This is a genomic window from Delftia sp. DS1230, assembly GCF_040112715.1.
In the GTDB taxonomy this organism is placed as follows: domain Bacteria; phylum Pseudomonadota; class Gammaproteobacteria; order Burkholderiales; family Burkholderiaceae_C; genus Comamonas; species Comamonas tsuruhatensis.
The window spans coordinates 1,937,327-1,951,217 of sequence record NZ_CP157763.1 but is presented as its reverse complement, the minus strand read 5'-3'; the positions used below and the strand labels follow the sequence as shown (position 1 = coordinate 1,951,217).

Below are 13,891 nucleotides of genomic sequence, written 5' to 3'. Positions count from 1 at the left end.
TGTCGCCCGGGCAGCCCGGTGTTTGCCCCTATAATCGGGAGTGACGGGCCTCCTCGCATGGGGAAGCGGCCAACCGGGTCAGGTGGGGAACCAAGCAGCCCTAACCGTGAAACCAGTGCCGAGGGCAAGGCTCGTCACCTTCCATTGAACAGCAGGCCCTGCGGGCGCCTCCCCCGTCCACGCCCGCAGCGGCCCCTTCTCTCCTCAACGCGTCTCGCCATCCACCTTCAGATAGCGGGCGACGCCCTGTGCCGCGTGCACGCCGCTGGCCATGCATGCCGTCAGCAGGTAGCCACCCGTGGGAGCCTCCCAGTCCAGCATTTCGCCGGCACAGAAAACGCCGGGCGCAGCCACGCACATGCCATTGGCATTCAGCGCCTGCAGCCGCACGCCACCTGCGGTGCTGATGGCCTCGTCGATGGGCCGGGCCGCCACCAAGGTGATGGGCAGGGCCTTGATGGCCTGGGCCAGCCGCGCAGGATCGGCCACGCCGTCCTTGCCCAGCACCTCATGCAGCACGGCGGCCTTGATGCCGTCCAGGCCCAGGCGCCCCTTCAGATGGCTGGCCAGGCTGCGTGAGCCACGCGGATGGCGCACCTCCGCCAGCACCCGCTCGGGTGTCAACTGGGGCAGCAGGTCGAGATGGACGGTGGCATGCCCGTCGCGCGCAATGGCTTCGCGCAGCGCGGCAGAGACGGCATAGACCAGGCTGCCCTCCACGCCCGTGGTTGTGGCCACGAATTCGCCCTTGCGCGAGAAAACGTTGCCCCGGCCATCATCAAAGGACAGCGCCACCGACTTGAAAGGCTGGCCGGCAAAGCGCTCGGTGAAATAGGGGCTCCAGCCGCGCGCAGGCTGGGGGCTGGCCCCCAGCAGCTCGGCCATGAATTCCCGGCGATCAATCTGCCCGCCCGGCGCCGCATCGCCCAGGCCCACATCGAACCCGCAGTTGGAGGGCTTCAACGCAGCGACTTCCACGCCGCGCTGCTCCAGCCAGGGCATCCAGGCGCCATCCGAGCCCAGCCGCGCCCAGCTGCCGCCGCCCAGCGCCAGCACCACGGCCTTCGCGTGCACCTGCAGCCGCCCTTCGGGGGTGTCAAAGCCCAGCGCATCGCCATCCTGCCAACCCAGCCAGCGGTGGCGCGTGTGCAGGACCACGCCCTGGGTCTGCAGACGCACCAGCCAGGCACGCAGCAAGGGCGCAGCCTTCATGTCCTTGGGGAATACGCGGCCCGAACTGCCCACAAAGGTTTCCACGCCCAGCTCGCCGGCCCAGGCACGCAGCTGGTCCGGGGGCAGCAGCTCCAGCCAGCGCGACACCTCGGCACTGCGCTCGCCATAGCGGGAGACAAAGGCGGGCAGGTTTTCGGAATGGGTCAGGTTGAGCCCGCCCTTGCCGGCCATGAGGAACTTGCGTCCTGCGGAGGACTTGGCCTCGAACACATGGACAGTCAGCCCCTTGCCGGCCAGCCCTTCGGCCGCCATCAGGCCCGCAGGCCCGGCGCCGATCACCGCCACATCGCAGTCCATCGTGCGCGCCGCCGCGCTGTGTTCAAAAGCATCCATCACATCAGTTCCCATTCCAAGCTCGCATTCAACTTTGCGCTGCCGGCAGACTTATATGCCTGCAGCGCGGGCGCGCAGAATACCCTGCCGCAGGCCGGCCTGCGCGCAGGCGCCACTAATTCCCGATGACCCCGCAACCCTGCTGCCGCCCCGTAAACAGCTATGACAGTCATAGCATCCAGCTACCGCCCATACGGTGCAGCAGGTGATAGGTTTCTGTCACAATCATTTCGCGGTGCGGATTTTCCTGCGCCTTCCTCATTGCGAAAAATCAAGGACATCACCCATGGCCAGCGAACTGATCAAACACATCTCCGACGCAAGCTTTGAAGCTGACGTCTTGCAACCCGGCTCCACGGTGCTGGTCGATTACTGGGCCGAATGGTGCGGTCCCTGCAAGATGATCGCCCCCATCCTCGACGAAGCAGCCCAGACCTACAAGGACAAGCTGTCCATCGCCAAGATGAATGTGGACGAGAACCGCGAGATCCCGGCCAAGTTCGGCATCCGCGGCATCCCCACGCTGATGCTGTTCAAGGACGGCCAGCTGGCCGCCACCAAGGTCGGCGCCCTCAACAAGGCACAGCTGTCTGCTTTCCTGGACCAGCACCTGGCCTGATTCTCCTGGCTGCCCCCTACACCGGGGCAGCCAAACATGCGGCCCGGCGCTGACCGCTGCACCGCATCGCACTGGCGCACAAACCCTGCGCCAGCGCAAATTTCCCTATGACCTGCGGATTTTTTCCTGTCATAATGCCCTTCATCACCGGCCTTATGCATCGAAGGCCGCGCTGAGACCCTCAGGCAAGCCAGCCCACTTCCACAGTGTTTCGCTTGGCTCAACGCCTCCCCCTGGTTTCTTTCCACTCCGTTCTGGAGTCTCTCCATGCACCTTAATGAACTCAAGGCACTGCACGTGTCTGAAGTCCTGAAGCAGGCCGAAGCGCTTGAGATCGAAAACGTCGGTCGCATGCGCAAGCAAGAGTTGATGTTCGCCATCATCAAAAAGCGCGCCAAGGCCGGGGAACAAGTGTTCGCCGACGGCGTGCTGGAAATCCTGCCGGATGGTTTCGGCTTCCTGCGCAGCCCCGACACCAGCTACACGGCCAGCACCGACGACATCTACATCTCGCCCAGCCAGGTCCGCCGCTTCAACCTGCACACCGGCGACATGATCGAAGGCGAAGTGCGCACACCCAAGGATGGCGAGCGCTACTTTGCCCTGACCAAGCTCGACTCCGTCAATGGCGGCTCGCCCGAGCAGAACAAGCACAAGGTGCTGTTCGAGAATCTGACCCCCCTGTTCCCCACCCAGCAGCTGCGCCTGGAGCGCGAGATCAAGGGTGAGGAGAACATCACCGGCCGCATCATCGACATCATCGCCCCCATCGGCCGCGGCCAGCGCGCGCTGATCGTCGCACCGCCCAAGAGCGGCAAGACCATGATGATGCAGAGCATCGCCCATTCCATCACGGCCAACCATCCCGACGTGCACCTGATGGTGCTGCTGGTCGATGAGCGCCCCGAAGAAGTGACCGAGATGCAGCGCTCGGTCAAGGGCGAAATCATCGCCTCCACCTTCGACGAGCCCGCCACGCGCCACGTGCACGTGGCCGAGATGGTGATCGAGCGCGCCAAGCGCCTGGTCGAGCTCAAGAAGGACGTGGTCATCCTGCTGGACTCCATCACCCGCCTGGCCCGCGCCTACAACAACGTCGTGCCCTCGTCGGGCAAGGTGCTGTCGGGCGGCGTGGACTCCAACGCCCTGCAGCGTCCCAAGCGCTTCTTCGGCGCGGCACGCAATGTGGAAGAAGGCGGCTCGCTGACCATCATCGCCACGGCCCTGGTCGATACCGGCAGCCGCATGGACGAAGTGATCTTCGAAGAGTTCAAGGGCACGGGCAACAGTGAACTGGCCCTGAACCGCCGCCTCTACGAAAAGCGCGTGTTCCCCGCCATCGAACTCAACAAGAGCGGCACACGCCGCGAAGAACTGCTGCTGGCTCCCGAGATCCTGCAAAAGACCCGCATCCTGCGCCAGTTCATGTACAACATGGACGAGATCGAGGCCATGGAGCTGATGATCAAGAACATGCGGGCCACGAAGACCAACGTGGACTTCTTCGACATGATGCGCCGCGGCGGCTGATCGCAGAGATCCAGCCCACGGCCCCCACAGACGCCTCGCTTACGCGGGGCGTTTTGCATTCCAGCCGCCCGTCTCACCACGCTGCGACAGACGTGCCCAGCGCACAGGCCGCGCGCTCCCAGTGCATGGGCGCACCCGCCACCTCCACCGGCGCCCGCAGGCGCCGCGCCGCGCCCCAGGAGGTCGCCTCGATCGCCGCGCTGAAATCCTCGGCACCGTTCACCGGCGCCAGCGGGCAGGCATCCGGGTCGCCCACGCCATGCCCCGCCAGAAGATGGGCCGTGCGCGCCAACGAGGCACGCACCGTGCTGCCGCCCTGCCCCTGCATGCGCCGCACCAGCGCCATCACCACGGCGGCAGCCATCAGATAGCCGGTAGCGTGGTCCAGCGCCTGCAGCGGCAGGGGCGTGGGCCGGTCACGGCCCAGCCGGTGCATGCCTGCATCGGCAATGCCGGCGCTCATCTGCACCAGACTGTCGAAGCCGCGCCGCTGCTGCCAGGGCCCGCTCCATCCATAGGCGTTGAGCGACACATCGATGAGCGAGGGATTCAGCCGACGGCGCCACGCGGCCCCGAATCCCAGCCCCTCCAGCGCACCGTCCCGGTAACCATGGACCAGCACGTCGGCGCCGCCCAGCAGTTGCTCAAACACGGCACGATCCTGGGGCGCCCGCAGGTCCAGCCGGGCGCAGCGCTTGCCCAGCGTGACTTCAGGCACCGTACCCGGCTCCTCCCAACCGGGCGGATCGATGCGCAGCACCTCGGCACCATGGCCCGCCAGCCAGCGCGTGGCGGCGGGACCGGCCAGGATGCGCGTCAGATCCAGCACGCGCAGCCCCTGCAGCGGCCGCTGCGCCGATGGCTGCCACGCACCAGCACTGAAAGGCTGACCCGGCTGCGGATGCACCTGCCACGCCAGCAAAGGCTCCTGCTGCACGGCCTGCCCCTGCGGATGCGCAGCCCAGGCAGCCAGCCCGCGCATGGCGGCGGCACACCCACCCTGCGCGACAACGGCCGACTCCAACTCATGCGCCGTCCAGCGGCTCACCGCCGTCGCCACAGCCTCCCGATTGGCCGGCGCGCCGAGCACGGCCAGCGCCGCTGCGCGGTGGTGGGGCGCATTGGTATGCAGGCGGATCCAGCCATCGGCCGTGCGGTAGTCACCGGCCACGGCGTCCCACAGCGCGGGCATCTCCCAGCCCAGTGGATGCAGGCTGCTGCCAAACCACAGGGACGCGAGCCTGCGGTCCACCACCACCTGCGGCGCGGCAGCGCCGCATTCGGCCACCAGCTCGGAGATGGCAAGGCCTGCCACACCCAGGCTGGCCGCCGCCAGATCGGAGACCGGGAACACCGAGGTCAAGGCGCCTTGCCCGCGCATCTCCAGACGGTGCAGCGCGCCCTGGGCACCTTCCAGTGCCGCCCAGATCTGGGCGGCGCAGTGATCAAAAGCGCAAGGGGACGGAAGACTGGACATGGAGCACTCCTGGCAGCTGAAACAAGGCTTGGAGCTCGTACCATAGGTTCCTGGTAAATATTGTCAATATTGATTCAATTAATCAACATATGATCGACCCATGCCCGACTACCTGAACTCCACCGAAGCCACCGCGCTGCTGGGCGTGAGCCGTGCCACGCTGTACGCCTATGTCAGCCGAGGCCTGCTGCAGGCCCACGCCGCAGACACGCCGCGCCAAAGCCGCTACCTGCGCGAAGAGGTCGAGCAGCTCGCACGCCAGCGCGGCCTGGGCCGCAAGCCGCGCGAAGTGGCGCAGGCCGCGCTCAGCTGGGGCCTGCCGGTGCTGGAGTCCACGATCACATTGATAGAAAAGGGCCGCCTGTACTACCGGGGCGAGGACGCCGTTCACTGGGCGCGAACCCGCACGCTGGAGGAGACAGCCGCCCTCCTGTGGCAATGCCCGACCCAGGCAGCCTTCGCTGCAAACGCCGTGGAGGCCGCGCCTTTGCTGTCCAACCTGCAGCAGCGCATGGCAGGCCAACCGTGCGAAAACACATTGCTGCCCCTGTTCACCGTCGCCAGCGATGACACGGCCACCGCTGCCTGGCAGCAATCGCCCGAACGGCTGGCGGCAGGCTGCGGTGCGCTGTTGCGCCTGCTGGCTGCCTGCCTGCTGGGCACCGTGCCGGACAAGGCCGCCATCCATCTGCAATGCGCACGGGCCTGGAAGCTGGATGCGCCAGGCGCGGACCTCGTGCGCATGGCCCTGGTGCTGTGCGCCGACCATGAACTCAACGCATCAGGCTTTACGGCGCGCTGCGTGGCCTCCACGGGCGCAAGCCTGCGCGCTGCCGTGGTGGGAGGCCTTGCCGCCTTGACAGGCGGGCGCCACGGTGGCACGACCGCGCGCGTGGAAGCGCTGTGGGACGAGGTGGGCGAGCAGCAGATCGCCACCCGCCTGCGCCAGCGTCTGGCGCGCGGCGAATCCCTGCCCGGCTTCGGCCACCACCTCTACCCTGATGGCGACGTGCGTGCCGCCCTGCTGCTTGACATGCTGCCGGCGCATGGCCCGGCAACGATGCTGGCCAAGGAGGTGATGGCGTTGACGGGGCAGGCGCCTTCGGTCGATTTCGCGCTGGTGGCCCTGCGACGGCATCTGCAGCTGCCGCCGGGCAGCGCCTTCGGCCTGTTCGCGCTGGGCCGCTGCGCCGGCTGGCTGGCGCAGGCGCTGGAGCAGCGTGCCACCCGGCAAATCATCCGTCCGCGCGCGGCGTACACGGGCCCCAGGCCTGCCGGTTTGGCACGGAACTGAGCACTATGCGATAATGCAGGGCTTTTTCTTGCGGAAAGTACGCTTGATTTGAACCGCTACAAAGGTTGCAGCGGGTCAGGCACGGCTACCGCACTTGCATCAGAAGGAAAGATCATGAAAGAAGGCATCCACCCCAACTACCGCGAAGTGCTGTTCGTGGACCTGTCCAACGGCTTCAAGTTCGTGACCCGCTCCTGCGTGAACACGAAGGAAACCGAAACCTTCGAAGGCAAGGACTACCCCCTGTTCAAGCTGGACACCTCGTCCGAGTCGCACCCCTTCTACACCGGCACGCAAAAGTCGGTGGACAACATGGGCGGCCGTGTGGAGCGCTTCCGCAACCGTTTCGGCAAGAAGTAAATCCTGCTTCTCCGGCCAGAAGGGCAGCACGGGCAACCGCGCTGCCCTTTTGTTTTTCGCAGTCCGGCCAATCCATGGCGGCCAGGCATGCCCCATTCTTTTCGAGGCCTTTGCTTCGCGTATTCTTGCGCCCTCCGTTGCAGAAAGTCCTGTGAGTGAACCAGCCCACCCCTGCCATCGTTGCCCAAAGCGCCGTGCGCCGCCTGCCGCGCTGGTCGCTGCTGCTGCTGTGCCTGGCCTATGTCGTGCCCGGATATGTGGGGCGCAGCCCCTGGCGCATGGCCGACATGGAGGCCTTCGGCTACATGCGGGAGCTGGCCCTGGGCCATACATCGTGGCTGGCACCGCGCATGGCGGGCCTGCTGCCCGAATCCGAGGGCCTGCTGTCGTACTGGCTTGGCGCGCTGGCCATGCAGGGAGCGCCTTCCTGGCTGCATCTGGAGATGGCGGCACGCCTGCCCTTCATCGCCATGCTGGTGCTTACGCTGACGGCCACCTGGTGGGGCGTGTACTACCTGGCGCGCACGCCGGGCGCGCGCCCCGTGGCCTTTGCCTTTGGCGGCGAGGCACAGCCCACCGACTATGCGCGCGCCATGGCCGACGGAGGGTTGCTGGCCCTGGTGGCCTGCCTGGGCCTGGCCCAGCTCTCCCACGAAACCACCAGCTACATGACCCAGCTGGGCTGCGCGGCCCTGCTGTTCTTTGCCGCCGCCGCCATGCCCTACCACGGCCGCACGGCCACGCTGGCATTGCTGCTGGGCCTGCCCGGCCTGGCACTGAGCGGTGCGCCGACCGTGGCCACGCTGTTCGGCCTGGGCGGTACCTCCATGGCTTTCTTCTCGCGCACCTGGGGCGACGAAGCCACGCCCGCCCCACGCGCATCACGCCTGTGGACCGTGCTGTGGCTGGCGGTGACGATCTTGGCGGCCGCACTGTCCTGGTGGCTGGACCAGTGGGCCTGGCGCGTGGTGGACAGCGGCACTGCCAAGGAATGGCAAAGCCTGGTCAGGCTGCTGCTGTGGTTCAGCTGGCCCGCCTGGCCGCTGGCACTGTGGACGCTGTGGGTCTGGCGTCGCCAGATCGCCACGCCCCGGCGCTATCCCCATCTGGCGCTGCCGCTGTGGTTTGCCATCATTCCGGTGATCGCTTCGTTGAGCACGCTGCCAGCAGACCGCGCCCTGCTGCTGGGCCTGCCCGCCATAGCCACGCTGGCGGCCTTTGCCCTGCCCACGCTGCGCCGCAGCATCAGCGCCCTGATCGACTGGTTCACCCTGCTGTTCTTCAGCGCCGCGGCCATTGCCATCTGGGTGATCTGGCTTTCGCTGCAGACCGGCATTCCCGCCAAGCCCGCCGCCAATGTGGCAAGGCTGGCCCCGCAGTTCACGCCGGAATTCTCGGTGCTGTCCTTCGCCGTGGCGGTGGCTGCCACCCTGGCCTGGTGTGTGCTCGTGGCCTGGCGCACCTCGCGCAACCGTGCGGCCATCTGGAAGAGCCTGGTGCTGCCCGCCAGTGGCGCCACGCTGGCCTGGCTGCTGCTGATGACGCTGTGGCTGCCGCTGATGGACCATGCGCGCAGCTTCGAGCCACAGATGCGCCTGGTACTGGCCGAACTGCCCAGGGACGGCAGCTGCGTTCAAACCTATGGCCTGCCGCGCGCCCACATTGCCGCGCTGCGCTACTACGGTGACATCGATACCCAGCGCCTGAGCATGGCCGGTGCCGCGCGCTGCGACTGGATGGTGGCCGAGGAAGAAACCTGGCTGGATCCTCACAGCGCACGTCTGCAGGCCACCTGGGAGACCGTGGCCCGCGTGGTACGCCCCACCGACCGCAAGGACTTCCTTCTGGTCTTGAAACGCAGGCCTGAGGCGAGGCCCGTCCAGGTCAAGCCATGAACCTGCCAGCGCACGCCCCCCTGAGCGCAGAGCGACGCACCATTGCCCAGCATGCCCTGACCGTGCTGGCCGGGCAGCTGGCCGTGATGGCCTTCGGCGTGACCGACACCATCGTGGCGGGCCGCTATTCAGAGGAGGCGCTGGCGGCGCTGTCCGTGGGATCGGCCATCTTCGTGAGCGTCTACGTCTCGCTGATGGGCATTTTCCAGGCCCTGCTGCCGCTGTGGGCCGAGCACCGCGGCGCCGGACAGCCCCAGGACATAGGCCGCACGCTGCGGCAGGCCATGTACATGCTGCTGGCGGCCTGCGCCGTGGGCATGGGCGTGCTGCTGTTTCCCGATGCACTGCTGCGCTGGGCCGATGTTCCGCTGCCGCTGCAGGTGCAGGTGCGGGCCTATCTCTCGGTGCTGGCCTGGAGCCTGCCGGCCGCCCTGCTGTTTCGCATCTACAGCACGCTCAACCAGGCGCTGGGCCACCCCTTGCTGGTGACCTGGCTGCAGCTGGTGTCGCTGCTGATCAAGATCCCTTTGTCCATCTGGCTGGCCTTTGGCGGAGCCGGCCTGCCGGCCTTGGGCGCCGAAGGCTGCGCCTGGGCCACGCTGATCGTGAACTACGCCATGGTCGCGCTGGCCTTGTCTTTGATGCGCAGCCAACGCCTGTACGCACCGCTGGCGCTGTGGCAGCGCATGGAGCCTCCGGACTGGCCCCAGCTGGCGCAGTTCGCGCGCCTGGGCATTCCTGCGGGACTGGCGATTCTGGTGGAGGTGACATCGTTCACGCTGATGGCCTTGTTCGTGGCGCGCCAGGGCACGCTGGCCTCGGCCAGCCACCAGATCGCCGCCAACCTTGCGGCGCTGTGCTACATGGTGCCTCTGTCACTGGCCATTGCCACCAGCGCACGGGTCAGCTACTGGCGCGGCGCCGGCGACGAGGTCACGGCGCGGCGCCTGGTCGCCATGGGCTGGCGACTGGCGGCAATGGGCGGGTTGGTGCTGGCCTGTGCACTGTTCCTTTCCCGCGAGGGCCTGGCCCGCATCTACAGCGGCAACCTCGAGGTGGTGGCCATCACCGCCAGCCTGCTGGCCTGGGTGGCTGCCTACCATGTGGCGGACGCCATCCAGACTTTCTGCATCTTCGTGCTGCGCTGCTACCGCATCACCGTGGCGCCGCTGGTCATCTATTGCCTGCTGCTATGGGGTGGCGGTCTGGCCGGCGGATACTGGCTGGCCTATGGCACGGACAGCGTCCTGCCCGCCTGGCTGCACCCGGGCACGCCCGCCCCGTTCTGGGCCGGCAGCGCCTGTGCGCTGCTGGTGACCGCCGTGGTGTTCAGCGCGGTCGTACGCAAGGCCACAAACCGCTGAGCGGGTAGCGGCCATCCGTCAGAGCGCGCTATGCGGCGCGGCTGCCCCGGCTGTCGCTGCTGTCACGGGCCTCGGGCGCAGGAATGCGCACCCGGCTGGCCGGAAAGGTCACCGAAAACTCCGATCCCTGGCCCGGCGCGCTGGTGATGCCCAGCTTGGCACCATGGCGCTGCAGCACATGCTTGACGATGGCCAGGCCCAGGCCCGTGCCGCCGGTATCGCGCGAACGGCTGCGGTCCACGCGGTAAAAGCGTTCCGTCAGGCGCGCCAGGTGCTTGGGCTCGATCCCTGGCCCGGAGTCCTGCACGGCAAAGCGTGCCGATCCATCGGGCAAGGTCTCCCAGGTGACGTCGATGCGCCCGCCTGCCGGTGTGTAGCGCATGGCGTTGGCCAGCAGGTTGGAGAAGGCGCTTTGCAGCTCGGCGCTGGCGCCGGCCACCTCGCCGGCCTGCGCCAGCATCTCGGCCGACGGAAAGCTCAGCGCATGCGGCAGGGATTGCTTGCGTGTCAGCATGGACGACAGGCCGCGCGCCTCGTTTTCGCAGCGCTGCATGAGCTGGGCCACGGGCACCCATTCGTTGCTGCTGGGCAGCGGACTGCCCTCCAGGCGCGACAGCGCCAGCAGGTCTTCCACCAGATGCTGCATGCGCTCGGCCTGCTGGGCCATCAGGCCCAGGTAGCGGTTGCGTTCCTCGGGCTCCAGCGGCAGGTTCTGCAGCGTCTCGACAAAGCCCACGAGCACGGTCAGCGGCGTGCGGATTTCATGCGAGACGTTGGCCACGAAGTCACGGCGCATGGCCTCGGCCTGCTCCACCGCGGTCACATCGCGCGCCAGCAGCAGCTTGCGTCCTTCGCCATAGCCGTACAGTTGCACCGACAGCTTGACGGGGCGCGAGGCCGTGCTTTCGCGGCCCTGCATGACCAGATCGCGCGAGAAATCCTGGGTGGCGAAATAGGCGCTGAACTCGGGGTCGCGCACCAGGTTGCCAATGCTTTGCAGCAGGTCCCGTTCGGCATCGAAGCCGAACTGGCGCGCCGCGATCTGGTTGCACCATTCGATGCGGCCGTCGGCATCCAGCAGGACCACGCCGTTGGGACTGGCCTGCAGGGCAGAAAGAATGTCATTGAGCCGCTGGTCGCCCTGCTGCACCTGCTGCACGCTCTGGCGCAGCCAGCGGCGCATGCGCACGCTGGCTTCTCCCCAGATGCCGCTGAGTTCAGGCGCCTCCCGCAGCTCCGACTGGCGCAGCCAGGACAGCAGGCGCATGGCGTTCCAGCTGTCCACCAGCCACCAGATCCAGCCCGCGCACAACGCACCCGCCAGGGCCGCCACGGCCTGTGACGCCATGCCAGGGCTGGAGGCCGCCATGGCGCCCCACAGCCACCATCCCAGCAATGCGCCCGCGATCTGGGACGCCAACAAGCGAAAACCTCGCCAACCCATACTTGCGCCTTCTTTGCGTTGTATTCGCTGCCTGGGGCAGCGGCGCCCGGGCATGGCCTGCGGGGGCCATGCGTGGATTCATTGGAACGCAGGACCGCCTCAGGCCAGCGCCTGCGCGCTGAGCCGGTAGCCGGCGCCCCGCACCGTTTCGATCAATGCACCGGCCATGCCCAGCGCCTCGCGCAGCCGCTTGACGTGGACGTCCACCGTGCGCTCCTCGATGAAGACGTGATCGCCCCAGACTTTGTCCAGCAACTGGGCACGGCTGTGCACACGCTCGGGGTGCTTCATCAGATAGTGCAGCAGCTTGAACTCGGTGGGGCCCACCTTAATCATGTCGCCCTGCCAGCTCACACGGTGCGCGGCGGCGTCGAGCACCAGCTCGCCGATGCTGACCTTGTCCTGGATCTGCTCGGGCGCACGGCGCCGCAGCACGGCACGAATGCGCGCCAGCAGCTCCTGGGTCGAGAAGGGCTTGGTGATGTAGTCATCGGCTCCCGCATCGAGCCCCGCCACCTTGTCCGGCTCATCGCCGCGCGCCGTGAGCATCAGGATGGGCACGGCCTTGGTGCGGCTGTCGGCGCGCCACTTGCGCGCCAGGGCCAGACCGCTGGCACCGGGCAGCATCCAGTCGAGCAGGATCACGTCGGGCAGCACGGCATCGAGCTCGCGCTGCGCGGTCACGCCGTCCTCGGCCCAGACCGGCTGGAAGCCGTTGTGCCGCAGGTTGACAGCGATCAGCTCCGCGATGGCGGGCTCGTCCTCGACGATAAGGACCATGGGCATCTTCTTCATCCGTTGTTCGCCTCCGGCACTTACAGCACTGCCGACTCGATGGCATCCATGGTCTGGTGGCGGACATCCTTGCCCTCCACCAGATAGATGATCAGCTCGGCCACATTCTTGGAGTGGTCACCGATGCGCTCAATGGCCTTGGCCAGGAACAGCAGGTCCAGGCTGGCCGAGATGGTGCGCGGGTCTTCCATCATGTAGGTGATGAGCTTTCGCACAAAGCCGTCGAACTCCTGGTCTATCAGGTCATCTTCCTTGAGGATGGCCACGGCCGCCTTGGTGTCCAGGCGCGCAAAGGCGTCCAGCGTCTTGCGCAGCAGGCCCGAGGCCATCTCGGCCGCAGTGCGCAGGTCGCCCGTGGGCAGGGAGCGTGCGGCGCCGCTTTCGATGATGGACTTGACCATGCGCGCCATCTTGTGCGCTTCGTCGCCCATGCGCTCCAGGTTGGCCGTGGCCTTGGAGAAGGCGATCAGCAGGCGCAGATCGCGCGCCGTGGGCTGGCGCCGGGCAATGATGGACGACAGTTCGTGGTCGATCTCCACTTCCATGGCATTGACGCGCTTTTCTGCGGCATCGACCTGCTCCACGGCCTCGATGCTGAAGCGCGACAGCGCATAGACGGCCTGGCGGATCTGGGACTCGACCAGACCGCCGAGTTCCATGACGCGCGCCGAGACGCGGTTGAGTTCGCTGTCGAACTGGCTGGAAAGGTGTTTTTCGGTCATCGATGGCTCCTGCTCAGCCGAAGCGGCCGGTGATGTAGTCTTCCGTTTCCTTGCGCTGGGGCTTGAAGAACATCTGCTCGGTGTCTCCGAATTCCACCAGGTCGCCCAGGTACATGTAGGCCGTGTAGTCGCTGCAGCGGGCCGCCTGCTGCATGTTGTGCGTGACGATGACGACGGTGTAGTCGTTCTTCAGTTCGGCAATCAGCTCCTCGATCTTGGCCGTGGAGATCGGGTCCAGGGCCGAGCAGGGCTCGTCGAGCAGCAGCACTTCGGGCTTGATGGCAATGCCGCGTGCAATGCACAGGCGCTGCTGCTGGCCGCCGGACAGGCCCGAGCCGCTTTGCTGCAGCTTGTCCTTGACCTCGCCCCACAGGGCCGCCTTGCGCAGTGCCCATTCCACACGGTCGTCCATGTCGGAGGAGCTGAGGTTTTCAAACAGCTTCACGCCGAAGGCGATGTTGTCATAGATGGACATGGGAAACGGCGTGGGCTTCTGGAACACCATGCCGACCTTGGCGCGGATCAGCGCCACGTCCTGCTTGCTGGTCAGCAGGTTCTCGCCGTCCAGCAAGATCTGGCCTTCGGCGCGCTGCTCGGGATACAGCTCGAACATGCGGTTGAAGGTGCGCAGCAGCGTGGACTTGCCGCAGCCCGACGGGCCGATGAAAGCCGTGACCTTCTTTTCGGGAATGTCCAGGTTGATGCCCTTCAAGGCGTGGAACTTGCCGTAGTAGAAGTTCAGGTCGCGCACCGTCAGCTTGGAAGAGGTCAGCGCGCTGGAAGAGGTCGCAGTCATTGCGGAATCCTTGTCCTGGTTGATTGCTT

General features: G+C 66.7%; 12 protein-coding genes and 1 other RNA gene. 7 read left to right on the top strand and 6 right to left on the bottom strand.

Going from position 1 to position 13,891, the window contains the following annotated elements; translation table 11 throughout:
- Positions 1-42 precede the first annotated feature (42 nt).
- Positions 43-139: signal recognition particle sRNA small type (gene ffs / locus AAN986_RS08720), an RNA gene on the top strand.
- A gap of 65 nt (positions 140-204) precedes the next feature.
- On the opposite strand, the gene AAN986_RS08715 is transcribed toward ffs, so the two are convergent.
- The gene (locus AAN986_RS08715) at positions 205-1,581 is read right to left on the bottom strand and encodes a TIGR03862 family flavoprotein (RefSeq protein ID WP_047218947.1); all 1,377 of its coding nucleotides are present in this window, start codon (positions 1,579-1,581) and stop codon (positions 205-207) included.
- 271 nt (positions 1,582-1,852) lie between these two features.
- Here AAN986_RS08715 and trxA point away from each other — a divergent pair, with 271 nt between their 5' ends.
- Together trxA and rho are read left to right on the top strand one after the other, a co-directional pair.
- The gene (gene trxA / locus AAN986_RS08710) at positions 1,853-2,185 is read left to right on the top strand and encodes a thioredoxin TrxA (RefSeq protein WP_016447450.1); all 333 of its coding nucleotides are present in this window, start codon (positions 1,853-1,855) and stop codon (positions 2,183-2,185) included.
- A 267-nt stretch (positions 2,186-2,452) separates the two neighbouring features.
- The gene (gene rho / locus AAN986_RS08705) at positions 2,453-3,715 is read left to right on the top strand and encodes a transcription termination factor Rho (protein ID WP_012206705.1); all 1,263 of its coding nucleotides are present in this window, start codon (positions 2,453-2,455) and stop codon (positions 3,713-3,715) included.
- Between the two features lie 73 nt (positions 3,716-3,788).
- Here rho and AAN986_RS08700 read toward each other — a convergent pair whose 3' ends face one another.
- The gene (locus AAN986_RS08700; protein WP_047218946.1) at positions 3,789-5,192 is read right to left on the bottom strand and encodes a CoA transferase; all 1,404 of its coding nucleotides are present in this window, start codon (positions 5,190-5,192) and stop codon (positions 3,789-3,791) included.
- A gap of 100 nt (positions 5,193-5,292) precedes the next feature.
- Here AAN986_RS08700 and AAN986_RS08695 point away from each other — a divergent pair, with 100 nt between their 5' ends.
- From AAN986_RS08695 to AAN986_RS08680, 4 genes are all read left to right on the top strand, one after another.
- On the top strand, positions 5,293-6,486 hold the full coding sequence (locus AAN986_RS08695) for a citrate synthase family protein (protein WP_047218945.1): 1,194 nt from the start codon (positions 5,293-5,295) through the stop codon (positions 6,484-6,486).
- A 114-nt stretch (positions 6,487-6,600) separates the two neighbouring features.
- On the top strand, positions 6,601-6,846 hold the full coding sequence (locus AAN986_RS08690) for a type B 50S ribosomal protein L31 (RefSeq protein WP_012206708.1): 246 nt from the start codon (positions 6,601-6,603) through the stop codon (positions 6,844-6,846).
- 155 nt (positions 6,847-7,001) lie between these two features.
- On the top strand, positions 7,002-8,741 hold the full coding sequence (locus tag AAN986_RS08685) for a hypothetical protein (RefSeq protein ID WP_047218944.1): 1,740 nt from the start codon (positions 7,002-7,004) through the stop codon (positions 8,739-8,741).
- The gene (locus tag AAN986_RS08680) at positions 8,738-10,105 is read left to right on the top strand and encodes an MATE family efflux transporter (protein WP_047218943.1); all 1,368 of its coding nucleotides are present in this window, start codon (positions 8,738-8,740) and stop codon (positions 10,103-10,105) included. Before AAN986_RS08685 ends, AAN986_RS08680 begins: the two co-directional genes overlap by 4 nt.
- A 28-nt stretch (positions 10,106-10,133) precedes the next feature.
- Here AAN986_RS08680 and phoR read toward each other — a convergent pair whose 3' ends face one another.
- The 4 genes from phoR to pstB form a co-directional block, all read right to left on the bottom strand.
- Positions 10,134-11,528: a phosphate regulon sensor histidine kinase PhoR gene (gene phoR, locus AAN986_RS08675; RefSeq protein WP_016447456.1), complete on the bottom strand. Its 1,395-nt coding sequence runs from the start codon at positions 11,526-11,528 to the stop codon at positions 10,134-10,136.
- A 120-nt stretch (positions 11,529-11,648) separates the two neighbouring features.
- Positions 11,649-12,344, bottom strand: a complete 696-nt coding sequence (gene phoB, locus AAN986_RS08670) for a phosphate regulon transcriptional regulator PhoB (RefSeq protein ID WP_016447457.1) — start codon at positions 12,342-12,344, stop codon at positions 11,649-11,651.
- A gap of 20 nt (positions 12,345-12,364) precedes the next feature.
- Complete coding sequence (gene phoU / locus AAN986_RS08665) at positions 12,365-13,066, bottom strand: phosphate signaling complex protein PhoU (RefSeq protein WP_016447458.1); 702 nt, start codon at positions 13,064-13,066, stop codon at positions 12,365-12,367.
- A 13-nt stretch (positions 13,067-13,079) separates the two neighbouring features.
- Positions 13,080-13,862: a phosphate ABC transporter ATP-binding protein PstB gene (pstB, locus tag AAN986_RS08660; RefSeq protein WP_016447459.1), complete on the bottom strand. Its 783-nt coding sequence runs from the start codon at positions 13,860-13,862 to the stop codon at positions 13,080-13,082.
- Positions 13,863-13,891: the final 29 nt, after the last annotated feature.